Source organism: Devosia soli, from assembly GCF_000970455.1.
GTDB classification, from domain to species: Bacteria; Pseudomonadota; Alphaproteobacteria; order Rhizobiales; family Devosiaceae; genus Devosia; species Devosia soli.
Window position 1 is genome coordinate 155314 of the sequence record NZ_LAJG01000024.1, and the last position, 15731, is coordinate 171044.

A 15731-nucleotide genomic window follows, 5' to 3' on the forward strand; every position below is an offset into this window, starting at 1 on the left:
TCGGGTCAGACGCTCGACATTTCGCGCAGGAGCAAAGCGGGGCGGATCGAGAGTACGCGGAGGAGCGTTGTGGCGCCGAGGATCGCCGTCACTGCGATGAGGCCGGCGACGACGAGGCCGATGGTCGTGGCGTCAACGGTAAAGGCGACGTTGAGGAGGACCTGGGTAAGCAGCCATGCCGTAAAGATGCCCGAGGGAATGGCGATGAGCGCAGCAAACAGCGAAAGCAGCAGGAATTGGAGGAGGGCGGCGACGAGGATTTCACCACGCCTCGACCCCAAAACCTTATAGAGCACCGCATCGGATTCGCGCTGGCGCCGGCCTGCGGCGAGGCTGCCAATGAGGATGAGAAGACCATTCAGCACGGCGATGCCGCCAACGCTCGCGACAGCAAAGGAAAGCTGGCTCAGCGCTTCGGTGATGCGGGTCAGGGTCGCGCCGATTTCGATGAATTTGATGTCGAGGAATTCACTGGCGAGGAACCGCTCGACGTCTTCTTCGCGGCCCGGTGTGGCAGTGACGGCAGCAAGGAGCGTCGAGGGATAGGCATCGAGCGCGCCGGGCGAGAAGGTGACGAGGAAGTCGATGCCGCCCTGCCAGGCATAATCGCGGAAATTGCTGACTTTTGCGGTGATCGTCTCGCCAAAGATCTCAAAGGTGATCTCATCGCCGAGTTTGACCCCGAGGCCCTGGCGCAGGTTCTGGTGGAGCGAGACGAGGGGTTCGCCGGAATAATCCTGTGGCCACCAGGTGCCTTCGACAAGGCGCGAGGCGGGCGGCAGGATGGCGCGATAGGTCATCGGGATTTCGCCCGAAAGGAGAAACGAAGCTTCCGGACCATTGGCCGAAAGGGTGTCGACCGGCGTGCCGGCGACAGCCGTGACCGCACCGCGCAGCATGGGCGTCGAGGTAACCAGCGCAATGCCGTGTTCGGGGCCGACATCGGCCTGCAAAGCTTCCATTTCGTCGGGAAAGAGATCGGAGGCGACGAGGGTCGGCGCATCGAACACCGAGGCGCCCAAAAACTCGTTGCGGAGGTTGATGGCAAGAACCTGAACGACCACAAGGATAACCATGGCAAGGCCGACCGCGGTGACGACGGCTGATGAATTGCCCGCCGAGCCGATAATCGCACGCAGGCTTTGCCGCAGGGGCCGCCAGCGCGGCGAGGGCAAGCGTGAGAGCCCGGCAAGCGCAACGCGGCTGCCAAGCTGCAGAAGCAGCGCCGCGCCGGTGGCGGAGCCGATAAAGGCAAGGACCAGCAGCCAGTCGCCCGTCAGGATGACGGCGAGCCAGAAGAACAAAAGCACGGCCACGGCAAGCGGCAGGAGTTCGGCGGAGCGGATAAAGCGCCTCCAATCGATCCGCGGCGCGCCAAGCCCCTTGGAGCGGAAGAGGCTTGCGGGCGACACCATCTGCGCCTGGACCAGAGGCAGATAGGAAAAGGCAAAAGCGGTGAGAAGGCCCACGGCGGCAGCAACGAGAATGGCCAAGACGTCGATGTTGCGCGTCAGCGGAATGCCAATGGCGGTGCCAACGGCAGGAAGCACGAAAAGGCCGATGGTGACACCGACGACAACGCCGATGCCAACGCCGATGAGGCCAAGGGCCAGCACCTGGACGAGAAAATGCACGAGGACGCGCCAGCGGGCGGCGCCAAGGCTACGAAGGACGGCGATCACGCCGGCGCGCTCGGCGATATAGGCCGACATGACGCTCCAGACGCTGACGCCGCCGATCAGGAGGGAGCCGAGGCCGACGACGAGGAGGAAGCCGGTAAAGAGCTCGTAATAGCGCAGCATCGGACCGAGACCATCGAGCGCAGAGCGGACTTCCCAGCCGGAATCGCCGAGTTCGCCGACGAGGCGGGCGCGTTCGCCTTCGGTGTCGCTGCTCGTCAGAAGCAGTTTGTAGCGGAAATTGGTGCCGAGGCCGGGCAGCGGAGACGTCCGGTCGGAGACGTGGGCAAAACCATCGGTGCTGAGGAGAGTCGCAAGACCCAGGCGAAAGCCGCGCACGGGACCATCCGGAAAGCCGGTAAGCCCGCCGCGGACTTCGAAATCGGTGCCGCCGATGGTGATGGTGTCGCCGGTTTTGAGGCCCAGTTGGTCGAGCATCACCGGATCGACAAGGGCGCCGAACATGCCGTTGCGTTCTTCGAGCGCGGCAAAGGGCGCGATCTGGGCTTCGGCATTATCGGTGTAGACACCGCCAAGCAGCGGATAGTTCGGACCCGCCGCGACAAGATCGACAAAGGCTTCGCCCGTCGCGGATTCGGCTCCGAGATTGGTTTCGATGGTGCTCGCGAGCGTGCCGGCCCCTTCGAAAATGGCAATTTCGCTCGCCGTTGCCGGGCGGTCCGAGCGGGTAAATTCGAGGTCGCCGCCCATGAGCAAGGCCGCGTTCTGGTCGACGGCGCGGGTAATGGCCGACGACACCGAGGAGACGCCGGCGATCAGCGCCGTGCCGACGGCAAGGCAGATGATGAGGAGGGAAAAGCGGGCCCAATCACCCGCCATTTCCTTAAGACCCACACGGGCCGCGGCAAGGAAGGCGCGCATCAGGGCTGGCCCGTGGTTTCGGTCAGCTGACCCTGTTCCATGGTAAACTTGCGGTCGGTGCGCTCGGCCAGATGCGGGTCATGGGTGATCATGACGATGGCAGTGCCGTTCTGGCGGGCAAGATCGAACATCAATTCGACAACGACGGCGCCGGTCTTCTGGTCGAGATTGCCGGTGGGTTCGTCGGCAAGAAGGAGCTTTGGCTTGGTAACAAGCGCGCGAGCAAGGCCGACGCGCTGCTGCTCGCCGCCCGAGAGCGCGGCGGGGCGATGGTCGAGCCGCTTGCCCAAACCGACGGCATCGAGCGCAGCGGCCGCTTCCTTGCGTACTTCGGCGAGCGGCAGATCTGGCCGGGCGATTTCGAGCGCGAGGCCGACATTGTCGAGTGCGGTCAGGGATGGAATGAGGTGGAAACTCTGGAAGACGATGCCGAGCGTCTGGCGGCGGAAGACAGCCATGGCGTCTTCGTCGCGCCTAGTGATGTCCGTACCCGCAATCGTGATCGAGCCCGCACTGGCGCGCTCAAGGCCCGCAAGCAGCATCAAAAGCGAGGTTTTCCCACTGCCCGAGGGTCCGACGATGGCGACGACCTCGGCCGGACGGACGGTCAGATCGACACCCCGCAAAATGTTGAGCGGCTTGCCGGCGACTTCTACACTATAGTCGACTTTGGACGCCGTGATGAGGGGAAGAACCGGCGGGTGTGGCGCTTGCGCTTTGTCCATGGATAGCGGGGACTGTTCGGGAGCCTGCACGCTGCCTCCGGCGTTCTTGGTTTATTGTGCGTTAATGCCGTATCTTTGCGAGATCATATTAAACTGGCATTGTTGGATGAAATACTAAAGATGCTTGCCCACAGGGCAGGTTTTGGGACGAGAGGGTACGACGTGGTAATGGGCGGAAAGACGATTGCTGGTCTGGCTGTGGCACTGATCGGCTTGATGGGAATGGCTGCGCCGGCATTTGCCGGTCCGACCGAGGAAGCGCTGCTGTCCTCTTATGTCGGCAGCTGGCGCGGGGAAAGCACGCTCGAGGGTGGCGAAAAGCCCGAACCCTTCCGCTGCCGCTTGTCGGTCAGCCCGGGCAATGCCGGCAAGATCAACTATACCGGCCGCTGCACGCTCGTGAACATGAACCTCTCCGTCAGCGGCACCATCGCCTATCAGGATGCCAGCAAGCAGTATGAAGCGGTGATGACTTCCAATGCCGGTTTTTCGGGCATCGCGGTCGGCCGCCAGCGCGGCAACCAGATCGGCTTCGATCTCGTCGAACGGCAGAAGGATCGCGGCGGAAACGACGTCGAGATCGGCTCGCGCCTGTTCCTGATCGGCAATTCGATCACCGTCGAATTCCAGGTCGAGTTCAACAATTCAGGCGACGTACTCACCGCCAGCGTGCCGTTCGCGCGCTAAACCGGACCGGGGCCGTGCCCAACCATCTTTCCCGCGAGAGTGACCAACCTCACGGTTGGTCCTCGAACCGGATTACCGGATCACGCGTCCCTCGCCATCGAAGAGATGCACCTGCCCTTCGGGCAGCGCGATGTGCATCGGCTGATGCAGTTGCAGGCCCGGCGCGCCGTCGAGCTTGATCGTCACAGTCTCGCCGTTGGGCAGTTCGACATAGGCCAGCGCATATTCGCCGAATTGTTCGATGACCGCGAGCGTGCCACTCAGATGCGCGGTTTCGGGGGTCGCCAGATTGAGGTGTTCGGGCCGTGCGCCGATGGTTCTGACCTTCGACACATCCACGCCGCTCAATGTTAACGCAATGTTACCCGGAAGGCGCAGCTGAGTGCCCTCGGGCGCCACCTTGATAAAGTTCATCCGCTGGCTGGCAATGAACCCGGCAACGAAGGTGTTGACCGGGTTTCGATAGAGTTCGAGCGGCGAACCCACCTGCTCGATATTGCCGGCATTGAGCACCACGATCCGGTCCGCCAGCGTCATCGCCTCGACCTGGTCATGGGTGACGTAAATCATTGTGGCATCAAGCGTATCGTGCAGCCGCGCGATCTCGACCCGCGTTTGCGCACGGAGCGATGCGTCCAGATTCGACAGCGGCTCGTCGAACAAAAACACTTTTGGATTGCGCACGATCGCGCGTCCGATGGCCACGCGCTGCCTCTGCCCACCGCTCAGGGCCTTAGGCATGCGATCAAGATAAGGCTCGATCTGCAAAATCCGCGCAGCTTCCCTAACCCTTTGATCTACCTCTTCTTTGGGTGTCTTCTTGAGCTTGAGGCCAAAGGCCATGTTCTCATAAACCGTCATATGCGGATAAAGCGCATAAGACTGAAACACCATGGCGATGCCACGCTGGGGCGAGGGCACGTCGTTGACCACCCGCCCCTCGATCGAAATCTCGCCGCCCGTAATCGGTTCGAGCCCCGCAATCATGCGCAGAAGAGTCGATTTTCCGCAGCCCGAAGGCCCGACGAAAACCACGAATTCCCCGCTTTTGATGTCGAGATCGACCCCATGGACCACTTCGAGCGATCCATAGGATTTTCTAACCTGGCGGAGCGTGACATCGGCCATGAAAACCTCCTCAGACGTCCAGCAGAAGCGTTACGATTTCGAAGGGGCGCAGCTTCAAGGTGACGCTATTGTCCTTGATTGGCAAAGGCTTGCTGGGCCCCTCTTCCATCAGGTTGACCGTCCGCACGCTCTTGACCTTGACCCCAAACCGTATCGTCGCCTCGGCGCGGATATTGGCGTGCTCGAAGACGCGCAGCACCAAGGCATCGGATTTTTCGGCCTTTTTCACCGTTTCGATGGTAACGTTATCCACGTCCACTTGGGCGAAGCTAAACTGGGCGAGTTCACCAGCCTTCGCCGCCGAAGGCGTCAGATTGCCGATGACGGCGAGGGGGTTATTGAAGCGTTCGGCCGCGCGATGCACCTGGGCCAGATCCGCGACACCTTCATGGATGAAGAGCGCATAGCGGATGCGATGTTCGCCCAGATCGGCATCGGGCGCCGGGAAGGTCGAACCACGCACCAGTGTCAGGCGCACCGATTGCTCGTGGCAATCATAGGCGTATTTGCTGTCATTGATCAGCGCCGCGCCGAAGTCACTTTCCGAGATATCGACCCAGCGATGCATCGAGGCCTCGAAGCGGGCGCGGTCCCAGGTGGTGTTGCGATGGGTCGGCCGCTTGACGTGACCGAACTGGATTTCCGAGCGGATTTCGGAGGTGTTGAGATCGAACGGGAACTGGGCCTTGATGACCTGCGCCCGCTCCTGCCAGTCGATAAAGGTGTCGAACTCGACCTGACGTGCACCGGCGGCAAGCGAAATCACCTGTATGATCAATGACTTCTGGTATTTTCGCTCGACCCGGATAGCCGCGCGGTGCGGCCCGGTTTCCACAACCGAGATCTTGGTCGGGCAATCTGCCAGCGGCCAGAACTGCTCTTCGAAATAGCGGTCGATATCCCAGGCGTCCCATTCCATGGGCTTATCTTCATAGGCAACGAGCCGGTTGGCCGTCTTGCCCGGCGTTAGCACATCGCGCTGCCGCTTCTTGTCGAAAATACCGGAAATCTCGCCTAATTTGTCGAAGTCGACGCGGATCATCTCGTTTTCGAGATGCTTTTCGGAGACCGAGACGCTGCTGGTCATGACCAGCGGCCCTGCCACGACCTGCGCCGCGGTCCAGCCAAGCGCGGCGATATTGCGCACCGGCGCCACAGCTTCCGTGCTGCCATCTGCACGGGTGATAGTCTGGATCGGCGTCGAGCCGCTTGCCGTCGCAAGACTATTGCCATCGGCCACCTGACCGAGGCTCACCAGCTCCGCGCGGTTCTGGCTCGTGAAATTGAGCACCCGAAGCTGATCCGTGCCAGGCTTGGCGAAAGCCTGTGCTGCCGCATGCCACGGCCCGTTCTGCGAGGCGAGGGTCGAGAAGATTTGGGCATATTCAGCGTCGCTATCGACATAGACTTCCGGAATGGACGTGCCCGGCAGGATGTCGTGGAACTGGTTGATCAGCACCAGCTCCCAAAATTCGGCAAGCGTTTCAGAGGGATAGGCATGGCCCGCCTGCGTTAAAGCCATGACGCCGACAAATTCGAGTTCCCGCAGACGCCGCTCGGCATTGCGGTTGTTCGCCTTGTTCTTGGCAACCGAGGTCAGCGTGCCGCGGTGATACTGCAGGTAAAGTTCGCCATTCCAGGTCGGGAATTTGGTCGGATTGGCGTCCATCGCCTTGCCCAGGCGATCAAGGAAGGGGACGATCCCTTCGAGCTTCACCTTTGGCGCACCGGGAATGCCGCGTTCAAGCCGCGTGCCGCGCTCGATCATGGCGCGGGTCGGCCCGCCACCGCCGTCGCCATAGCCATAGGACATGACGACTTCATTGTATGCGGCCTTGGGCTCGTATCGCTTCCACGCGCCCATGGTCTCGGAGACCGAAAGATCGCCGTTATAGGTCGTAAAAATCTGTTCGCTGTCATACCTTTGCGCAGTGATGAGCTGCGCCTTGGTCACTGTTCCGTCGATGCCGCGCCAGAAGAACGTGTCATAGGGATGCCGGTCGGTATCGTTCCAGGAAAGCTTCGAGGTCACGAAATATTCGAGCCCGGATTTCTCCATGATCTGCGGCAGGTTGGCCGAATAACCGAACGTGTCCGGCAGCCAGACCGTCTTCGGCGTCACCTTGAAATGCTCGATATGGAAGCGACGCCCGCGCATGATCTGGCGGACCAACGACTCGCCTGAAGCGATATTGACGTCCGGCTCCACCCACATGGCGCCTTCGATTTCGAACTGCCCGGACTTCACCCTCTTGAGCATGCGCTCCCAGATTTCGGGGTAGTCCTTCTTCAAGAAGTCGAAGAGCACCGACTGGTTGTACATGAAGACGAACTGCGGATATTCCTCCATCAGGGCAAGTACGGTCGCGAAGCTGCGCCCGGTCTTGTCGCGGGTATGCATCACGCGCCAGAGCCAGCCAACATCGAGATGGGTGGAGCCCACCGCTGTAATTTGCGGCTGCACTTCGGTATCGACGAGATCGTAGATTTCCTTGGCGATTTTTTCAGCCGCGGGCAGGCTCGCCTCGAATTCCGGCGTATGCCCATCGCGCCGATCAAGCGCGCGCAGAGCGCGATCGACGATATTCAAAATCGCCTGTCGCCGTGGATCGTTCTGATAGAGGCGAACCGCCACATCAAGCGGGGTCTGCAGGTCATAGTAAAGCTTCTCGGCGCGCTCATTGCGCACGAAGAAATCGACCTCGAACCCGACCAGAGGGCGATCGAAGAAGGTAAAGGCGTTGACGAGAATGATATGCTTGTTGCCCGGCTTGGCATTGCGCTCGATCACCAGTTCGGTGTGATTGCCATCGATCGCCTGGGCAATCTTGCCGTCGAGATAAGCGAGACATTGCGGATCCGTCGCGCCTGGCCGATCCTGCCACTGGCTGGTGAAATGCGCGACGAAAACCTTACCCTTGGCTTCCTCGGGCACAGTGATTTCAGCGGCAAACCAGGTGTGTTCCTGATGCTTGGCCCAGACCGAATGCCGGCCGAACTTTTCCCAAGTCCGCCAGTCGGCCTTCAGCGCCTCTGCAGCCGAAAAGCCATCGGCGCGCTGCACGTGCCACTGGAACGGCACATTGGCGAGCGGGGTACGGATCTTCTTTTCAAGGTCCTTGCATAGACGGAGGAGTTTTCCCTCCATCTTGAGGTCGTCGTCGAGAAGACCGAGTTTTGTCGATTGGGGGTTGGAATAGGTCATCCTTTGACTCCGACACCGGCGAACCCTGTGTTCATGTTCCGCCGCAACAAGAAATAGACGGCGATGGCAGGCGCCGCATAGAGAATGGAAAAGGCCGTCAGGAAGCCATAGTTGATGGCGCCTTGTTGGCCGAACGCTGCATAGAGCCCCACCGACATCGGAAAGGCATCCTGCACGCGCGCAAAGATCAGCGGCAGCAGGAACTCGTTCCAGGCTCCCGTGAAGCTGAAGAACCAGACCACCGCGATCCCCGCGCGCGACATGGGCAATACGATTTTCGTGACGATCTGAAGAAGGCTCGCGCCTTCCACATAGGCCGCTTCTTCAAGCTCGATCGGCACCGTGTCAAAGAAATTCTTGAGGAGCAGCAGCGTGAAAGGCAAATTGAGAATGGTCAGCGCGATGATAACGCCAAGCTGATTGAGGAGGCCCGAGCGCTGCGCCGCAAAGTAGAGCGGCACGAGCACGCCTGCCGATGGCAACATGCGCAGAAGGACGAGCGTCCAGAGAAAGGCATTGCGTCCCGGAATACGCAGGCGTGATAGCGGATAGGCCGCTGAAATCCCAACGACGACCGAAAGCGTCGCCGTGCCCGCCGCGATGATGATCGAATTGAAAAACTGCCGCCCGGCATTGCCGCTCACCGCGAGCCCAAAGTTGTCGAAGCCGAAGGCTTTCGGGATTTCGAGCTGACCGGTCGAGAGCGGATTGAAGGCGTTTAGTATCAGCCAGGAAAAGGGGCTGACCCAGATCACGGCCATGAAAGTCAACGCAATGGCGGTCAGGCGCGAGGTGCCGGTATTGTCCATTATTTCGGCTCCCGCAGAAGACGAAGATAGAAGAGTGACAGGAAGCCGACGATCAGCAGCATGGCGACCGAGATCGCCGAGCCAAAGCCCAGATTGCCGCGCGAAAAGCTCTGATTGTAGAGGAAGACGGCGAGCGTTTCCGTCTGCCGCCCCGGCCCGCCGCCAGTCATCGCAAAGATCAGCGGGAAGTATGTAAAGGTCCAGATGGTGATGAAGAGCATATTGGTCGCGATATGCGGCCGGATGATCGGCAATTGCACCAGCCATATGCGCTGGAACGGGGTTGCGCCATCGACCTTGGCTGCTTCCACGACTTCACGGCTGACCGAATCGAGCGCAGCGGAAAACAGCAGGTAGGACCAAGCCGTGCCCTTCCAGATATTGGCGATGGTCACGACCGGCAGGGCGTAACTGTTGATGAAATTGATCGGCGGGAAGCCGAGCGGCACGACGATCAATTGGTTGATGAGGCCCGTCTGGCTTGTCGTCGCCGACCAAAGAAACGCCGCAACGATATCGGGCAAAAGCCAGCCAAGCATGATGCAGACTTCGACCACCGTGCGCAGTGTCGATTGCGTGCCGCGCAGCGTCGCCGCAAGCAGGAACCCCAGCACCGATTGGCCGACAATGGCCGAGAAGAAAACGAAGATAACCGTGGTCCAGAGCGATTCAAGAAAACCCCGGCGGGTAAAAAGCCGCTCGAAATTCTCAAGCCCGACCCAGCTCCACTCGACGCTCTTGCGACCGACGAGCGCGAGATCGGTGAACGAAAAGGCAAAGGCCCAGGCGGTAAAATAAAGCAGCGCGCAGATCAGGACGATGGCGGGCAACATGCCGATGATCAGCACGGTCAGATTGCCGGTGAGCCAAGGATTAACCTGATTTTTCATGGATTTTTCTCACTGGCAGAAAGCCGGTCGCGCATCCCGCGTCAGCCCCATGGGGCCACAATCGAGAATAAACCCCCGTCACGGCGGCACCCGGAGGACATTTGGGCGCCGCCGCGTCGGGAGGAACCTTACTCGTAAGTGATCACGTTCTCTTCGCCGAACTCGTCGACCAGAGCATCGTGGTAAGTCTGAATGGCTTCCTCGACCGATACGCCGTCCAGAATATCAGATGTTGCCTGCTGGATAAGGGCAGAGACAGTCTGATAGCCGGGAACGGTATCGCGGCCCGTCGTATCGGCTGCCAGTTTGGTCGCTTCGGCAAGGAAGGGGTCGGCGGTATATTCCGGAGACTCAGAGATATCGGTACGGACCGCCATGCGGTGATTGGCGAGCGTCCAGGCCTTGAAGTTGGCTTCGTCGAAAATCGCCGTCACGAGCTTGAAGGCCATATCCTTGTCGGCCGCATTGGCATTGATGCCAAGCGTCCATCCGCCCGAAATATTGGTCGTGGTCTTGGCGCCCGGCTCGCCCGAACCCGGCCATGGCGTCCAGGCGACCTGTGCGTCTCGGTCTTCGCGGCTCGGCGGGTTGTTGCAATCCCACAGGCACGCATCTTCCCATGAGCCGGAGGCGAGAATGCCTAGCTGATCGTCGGCAAGCGCCTGACGAACCGCAGCGGAAATGTCAGTCGCGTAGTTCAGGTCTGCCGGGTTGAGTTCCTTTTCCACATAGACCTGGTGATAAAGATCGAACGTGCGGCGAAGCGCCGGGCTGTCGCCGATCCACTGATTGGTTTCGCGGTTGAGGAGGCGATTGCGATCGCCCTCGGGCACATCGGCACCGAGCAGAGCCATGTAGACGCCCTGCATGGTGGTCGCTTCGCCCTGCTTAATGCCGGCGGGAAGCTGGAAGGGGTATTGCACCCCGGCTTCCTTGAGCTTGGTCGCGGCATCGAGAACATCTGCCCAGGTCTTGGGCTGCCACGGCGTCGGGATGCCGGCCTTTTCGAAATTGGACAGATCGTACCAGAGCATGCGCACGTCGGTGTCGGTGGGCAGCGCATAGACTTCGCCCTGATAGGACGCGACTTCGAGAAGGCCGGGCAGATAATATTGGAACTGGTCCCAGCCCCCGAGTTGCTCCTTGAGCGGATGGAGATAACCGGCCGAAGCCAGTTCGCTCACCATGAAGCTATCGATCAGATTGACGTCCGCTGCGGTGCCGGCGCTGAGATCGAGCGCGATGCGCTGGTCATAGCCTTGGCCCGGAAGCTTGATGGCGTTGACGGTTTCGCCCGTCTCGGCTTCGAATTTTTCGATGCCTGCCTCAATCAGGGCCGCAAAGGATTCCATGTACATGACCGACACTTCGGCACGTGCCGGAATGGCGGATGCGGCCATGAGCGACATGGCAGCCACCGTCGTCAGAAAACCCGTCCTGAGCATCAACTCCTCCTTTGCTGCTCTTGCCGCCCGGAAGGTGCGGCCCGGATTGGAAACTCCTCGTTCCGATCCGCCGACAGGTAAGCACAGGGTGTGCAACGTTGCAATTGTATTTCATCATTCGTCACCCATACTGACCCTTCGCATTTTTTGCATATAGATTTCCGCTGCTTACAAAATCCATATCGATTTCGCTGGCATCGCTTGGTTAATAAAACGTTGCAAATAATTTGGCATTGGTTTGAGCGCGGTGACGTGTAAAATTGAGCAGCCCCCACCATGAGCCAGACTATCTTGACCAAACCAGCCGCAGGCGGAAGACGCGTTACGCTCAAGACGATCGCCGAGATGACCGGGCTCAGCCTCTCGACGGTTTCCCTATCGCTGCGCGGCGGCACGACCCTAAAGCAGGAGACGCGGGACAAGGTCAACGAGGCGGCCAAGGCGCTTGGTTATGTGCCGGATCGCGCCGGTGTGCGTCTGCGTACGGGCAAGACCAATGTCATTGCGCTCGTGCTCGATGGCGCCGAGGATTCGATCGATTTTGCACGCAACATGATCCAGGGGATCGGACAGGCTATCCAGGGAACGCGCTACCACCTGACGGTCATTCCCGAATTCGAGCGGCATCTCAACACTAGCACAATCGACAATATTCTGACCAATCGCACCGCGGACGGCGTCATCATCACCCATACCGGGCCGCGCGATCCGCGCGTGCAGATGATGATCGACGCCGATTTCCCCTTTGTCAGCCACGGCCGCACGGAGTTTTACACGCCGCACGCCTATCACGACTTTCATTCCGAAGAATTCGCCGCGATGGCGGTGCAGCGCCTCGCCGAGAAAGGCTGCAAGAGCGTGCTCCTGGTTATCGGCGATGACCGGACCACCAATTACCACAACATCGTCACGAGCTTCCGCAGGGCCGCAGCGCGAGCCGGCATCGAGGCGCGCGTGCTCGAAGGCACAGTCAAGATGACCCCGGCCGAGATGCGTCGCAAGGGCATCGAACTTGCCGGTGAAGAGGGCCGGCCCGAGGGCATCATCAGCGACAGCGAAACACGCACCATTGCCCTTGTGGGCGGCCTTGCCGAAGGCGGCGTCAAGCTCGGGCGTGACATGCAACTGATCTACAAGCAGACCTCAGGCATCCTGCCGACGCTCTTTCCGGACATGGACAGTATCCGCGAGGATGTGTTTGCCGCAGGGGGCGAACTCACGCGGCTGCTGTTGCAGCGGATCGAAGGCGTGCCTGTCGCCGAGCTCCAGACCCTTGCCGAACCGCAGCCCCACTGGCGCAGCTAGCCGGCCTTGGCCTTGAGGGCCGCACGCATGGCGACAGTGTGATTGAGCGCATAGGCCAGGCCCAACTGCACAAGCAACCCGAAAGCCAGCAGGAAGCCGTCGCTGACGTCGTTTCCGGGATTGGCGAATTTTATGGCCTGGAAAAGCAGGCTCAGCGCCGTACCCGTCGCAAAGACCGCAAGCCCCTGGCGGCCCATCGCCCGCAATGGCGCTGCCCAGCGCGAGGCAGCGACGCGTTGCATGGCAGGGATCGATGCCAGAACGTAAAACAGCGCCAAGGCGTGCAGAAGTCTCGGCAGGCTTAAAAAGGTCTTGTCGAAGGAATGGATATGAAACGGCGCCCCGGCCTTCCACAACAGATGGAGGCCGTAATTACCGGCCTGACCGACCGGTGGAACTTTGACCCAAAGCACAACGAGAATGAGAAAGGCGAGCGCTGCGAGAAAGGCCAAAGGATTGGTGGGGAAGAAACGCTTGCCCTGCTTCATGCCCATGCCGGCGATGAGCCCGATGACGAATATCAGCTGCCAGGAAAGCGGGTTGAAGAACCAGCCGCCTGAATTGGGGTAATTGGGGAAGTTGAGACGGAACAGCCCGGCCGCGCCCCAGACGAGAAGCGACCCAGCCAGCAGCCAATAGGGCTTTTTCAGCCCCACCATGATCAGGGCCGGCGTGGCTAGGAGCAGCGTCAGGTAAAGCGGCAGAATATTGAGATAGCCGAACTGATGCGTCAGGAGCGGGATGCCGATCAGCACGCCCAGGGGCTCGCGTGAGAGCGGCCTCAAATTATTGGTCAGCAGCAGCTCATAAAGGCCGAACCAATGGGCCGCCGCGGCGAACGTTCCGAGGAAAATGAAGGTCAGCGTCAGATGGACGAAATAGAGCTGCCGGGCGCGCGCCCATGGCCGGGCGATCGAGAGCCACAGCGGCATCTTCTTGAGGAATGAACCGGAATAAGCGAGCCCGGCCGCGACCCCGGACATGAAGACAAAAGCCTCCGCCGCGTCGGAAAAGCCGTAATTTCGGTTGGTGAAGAGCTCGTAGACCGTACCCGGCACGTGGTTGATGAAGATCATCACCAGAGACAGGCCGCGGAACATGTCGAGGCGCTCGTCCCGGGCGCCAGGCGGCAATGGCGCAGGACCGGCGATAATCGCACGCATAAATGAAATGCGCTCCCAAAGGAGCGGCTTACGCTGGAGCATGGACGCCTGTTTCAACACGGCCAGACATTAGCACGGGCTCGGTGGCCCGCCAGCTTGAAAGGATGGCGTTTGCTTCCGTGATGATCGGGCTCGGCGCCCGTTCGCTCGGCACGCTGAACAGCCATTGGCTGACGGGGCTGTCGCCGCCACGCGAGGTTGCCCAGATCACGAGCGGGGCAGCCAGCGCCGGCGCAGCAACGGGGAGCAACCAAGGGAGAAAGGCCGGACCGACGAAAGCCATGAAGGCGATGGCGCCGATTGCAGTGACGACAATCCACCAGCTCGCCGCAAAAGCGGTGTTGAGCGAAACCGCGCGCGCATCGCGCTCGGTGGCGGGCCATCCCCCGTCGAACCCAAAGAGGATCTGGAATACCGCACGGCTCTGGAAGGCGAGAAGCACCGGCGCGATGATCGTCGACAGGATGATCTCGCCGAGGACCGACGGGATGATCCGCCAATTGCCGAAGCGGCGATTGTTGCCGTCGAGGGCGCCGCGAATGGCGATTGCGATCTTGGGAAGGAGCAGCGTGGTCAGGACCCCGATGCCAATGAGCCAGGGCGTGACACCCCAGCGCTCGCCACCGCTGTCGGGTAGGACGCTCGCGATCAGGCTCGCCGCCAGAAGCAGCAGCCAGAGCGGCGAGGCGAGATAAGCCATGATGCCCTGAACAAAGGTAAAGCGGCTCCAGAACTTGAGCCCGGGCGCCGCAATAAGGCGGCGATGCTGCAGGTTACCCTGGCACCAGCGGCGATCGCGCTTGGCATATTCGATCAGATTTTCCGGACCCTGCTCGAAGGAGCCACCAAGCTCAGGATCAACTTCGACCTTCCAGCCGCCGCGGGCGAGAAGGGCGGCTTCCACATAATCGTGGCTGAGGATGTGTCCGCCGTAGGGCGGCTTGCCCGAGAGGACCGGCAGGCCGCAGCAGGAGGCAAATGCCCGGACGCGGACGATAGCGTTATGGCCCCAGTAGGGTCCATCTTCGCCCTGCATCATGGCTGCGCCACGGGAAAAGTATTTCGAGAAATAGGCGGATGAATAAGCCATCATCCGTCCGAAAAGGGTCCGCGCGCCGATGACGACTGGAACGGATTGCAGCAGGCCCAGGCGCGGATCGTCATCCATGCGTTGCGCCATAGTCAGGATCGTATCGGCTTCCATCAGGCTATCCGCATCAAGAATGAGCGCATAGTCATAGGCGCCGCCGGAGCGGGCGATGAAATCCTCGATATTGCCTGCCTTGCGGCCGACATTTCTTTCGCGCCGGCGATAAAAAATCCGGCCGGGCGCTTCCGGTTCGACGATAAGGCGCTCGAATTCACTCGCTTCTTCCGCCGCAACCTCGAGCGAGGTAGTGTCGGAAAGGATGGCGAAGTGGAATTGCGATGCAAAGCCGCGCGCAACGATCTGCCGGTTCATGGCGGCAATGCGCGAAAAGGTCTCCAGCGGATCCTCGTTATAGATCGGTACGAGGATCGCGGTCTTGCCTTGCGGCATGGGCCGCTTTTTCGGCGCGCGCGGGGCGGGCGACAGCGCGCCCAGCAGCCCGATCGTGCCGCCCCACACCAGCCAGAAGCCGGTCAGAACAAGCAGGATCGTCCGCACCCAGTCGATCAGGACCGGTCGGTTGCCGCCGACGAGATCGAGAAAGGCGATACCGGCTGTCAGGCTCACAGCCGCGGCAAAACTCAGCGTGAGCAGCCGGAGCCACCACGCCTGCCCATTGGTCACCCGTTTTTCCATACGAGGGGTGCCCTAGCTTCTTTGCCA

At 60.7% G+C, this 15731-nt stretch carries 11 protein-coding genes; 2 read left to right on the forward strand and 9 right to left on the reverse strand.

From position 1 onward, the window contains the following. Nucleotides 1-5: 5 nt before the first annotated feature. Nucleotides 6-2561, reverse strand: coding sequence for an ABC transporter permease (locus tag VW35_RS14290; protein ID WP_046143738.1), 2556 nt, complete (start codon nucleotides 2559-2561; stop codon nucleotides 6-8). Beyond that, nucleotides 2561-3316 carry an ABC transporter ATP-binding protein gene (locus tag VW35_RS14295; RefSeq protein WP_244465909.1) on the reverse strand — a complete coding sequence of 252 codons (756 nt, stop codon included), beginning with the start codon at nucleotides 3314-3316 and terminating at the stop codon, nucleotides 2561-2563. Before VW35_RS14295 ends, VW35_RS14290 begins: the two co-directional genes overlap by 1 nt. Before the next feature lie 138 nt (nucleotides 3317-3454). Between VW35_RS14295 and VW35_RS14300 the strand changes: the two genes are divergently transcribed. Further along, complete coding sequence (locus tag VW35_RS14300; RefSeq protein WP_046143740.1) at nucleotides 3455-3973, forward strand: lipocalin/fatty acid-binding family protein; 519 nt, start codon at nucleotides 3455-3457, stop codon at nucleotides 3971-3973. Nucleotides 3974-4045: 72 nt separating this feature from the next. Here VW35_RS14300 and VW35_RS14305 read toward each other — a convergent pair whose 3' ends face one another. The 5 genes from VW35_RS14305 to VW35_RS14325 form a co-directional block, all read right to left on the reverse strand. Further along, nucleotides 4046-5101 (reverse strand): ABC transporter ATP-binding protein, encoded by a 1056-nt coding sequence (locus tag VW35_RS14305; protein WP_046143741.1) that lies wholly within the window; start codon nucleotides 5099-5101, stop codon nucleotides 4046-4048. A 10-nt stretch (nucleotides 5102-5111) separates the two neighbouring features. Next, nucleotides 5112-8306: an alpha-mannosidase gene (locus VW35_RS14310; protein ID WP_046143742.1), complete on the reverse strand. Its 3195-nt coding sequence runs from the start codon at nucleotides 8304-8306 to the stop codon at nucleotides 5112-5114. Beyond that, nucleotides 8303-9115, reverse strand: a complete 813-nt coding sequence (locus VW35_RS14315; protein WP_046143743.1) for a carbohydrate ABC transporter permease — start codon at nucleotides 9113-9115, stop codon at nucleotides 8303-8305. Before VW35_RS14315 ends, VW35_RS14310 begins: the two co-directional genes overlap by 4 nt. Further along, entirely contained in the window at nucleotides 9115-10005 is an 891-nt protein-coding gene (locus VW35_RS14320) for a carbohydrate ABC transporter permease (protein WP_046143744.1), read from the reverse strand. Before VW35_RS14320 ends, VW35_RS14315 begins: the two co-directional genes overlap by 1 nt. A 128-nt stretch (nucleotides 10006-10133) precedes the next feature. After that, on the reverse strand, nucleotides 10134-11450 hold the full coding sequence (locus tag VW35_RS14325) for an extracellular solute-binding protein (RefSeq protein ID WP_046143745.1): 1317 nt from the start codon (nucleotides 11448-11450) through the stop codon (nucleotides 10134-10136). A 276-nt stretch (nucleotides 11451-11726) separates the two neighbouring features. Here VW35_RS14325 and VW35_RS14330 point away from each other — a divergent pair, with 276 nt between their 5' ends. Next, complete coding sequence (locus tag VW35_RS14330) at nucleotides 11727-12755, forward strand: LacI family transcriptional regulator (protein ID WP_046143746.1); 1029 nt, start codon at nucleotides 11727-11729, stop codon at nucleotides 12753-12755. Here the strand turns inward: VW35_RS14330 and VW35_RS14335 are convergent. Next, nucleotides 12752-13918, reverse strand: a complete 1167-nt coding sequence (locus tag VW35_RS14335; protein ID WP_046143834.1) for an OpgC family protein — start codon at nucleotides 13916-13918, stop codon at nucleotides 12752-12754. The two genes, VW35_RS14330 and VW35_RS14335, sit on opposite strands and share 4 nt — an antisense overlap. A 28-nt stretch (nucleotides 13919-13946) precedes the next feature. Further along, nucleotides 13947-15704 carry a glucans biosynthesis glucosyltransferase MdoH gene (gene mdoH / locus VW35_RS14340; protein WP_046143747.1) on the reverse strand — a complete coding sequence of 586 codons (1758 nt, stop codon included), beginning with the start codon at nucleotides 15702-15704 and terminating at the stop codon, nucleotides 13947-13949. Nucleotides 15705-15731: the final 27 nt, after the last annotated feature.

Coding starts and splice junctions, on each gene's coding strand:
- mdoH (WP_046143747.1), bottom strand. CDS start 15,704: ATGGAAAAACGGGTGACCAATGGGCAGGCGTGGTGGCTCCGGCTGCTC.
- VW35_RS14305 (WP_046143741.1), bottom strand. CDS start 5,101: ATGGCCGATGTCACGCTCCGCCAGGTTAGAAAATCCTATGGATCGCTC.
- VW35_RS14290 (WP_046143738.1), bottom strand. CDS start 2,561: ATGCGCGCCTTCCTTGCCGCGGCCCGTGTGGGTCTTAAGGAAATGGCG.
- VW35_RS14325 (WP_046143745.1), bottom strand. CDS start 11,450: ATGCTCAGGACGGGTTTTCTGACGACGGTGGCTGCCATGTCGCTCATG.
- VW35_RS14335 (WP_046143834.1), bottom strand. CDS start 13,918: ATGCGTGCGATTATCGCCGGTCCTGCGCCATTGCCGCCTGGCGCCCGG.
- VW35_RS14315 (WP_046143743.1), bottom strand. CDS start 9,115: ATGGACAATACCGGCACCTCGCGCCTGACCGCCATTGCGTTGACTTTC.
- VW35_RS14320 (WP_046143744.1), bottom strand. CDS start 10,005: ATGAAAAATCAGGTTAATCCTTGGCTCACCGGCAATCTGACCGTGCTG.
- VW35_RS14300 (WP_046143740.1), top strand. CDS start 3,455: ATGGGCGGAAAGACGATTGCTGGTCTGGCTGTGGCACTGATCGGCTTG.
- VW35_RS14310 (WP_046143742.1), bottom strand. CDS start 8,306: ATGACCTATTCCAACCCCCAATCGACAAAACTCGGTCTTCTCGACGAC.
- VW35_RS14330 (WP_046143746.1), top strand. CDS start 11,727: ATGAGCCAGACTATCTTGACCAAACCAGCCGCAGGCGGAAGACGCGTT.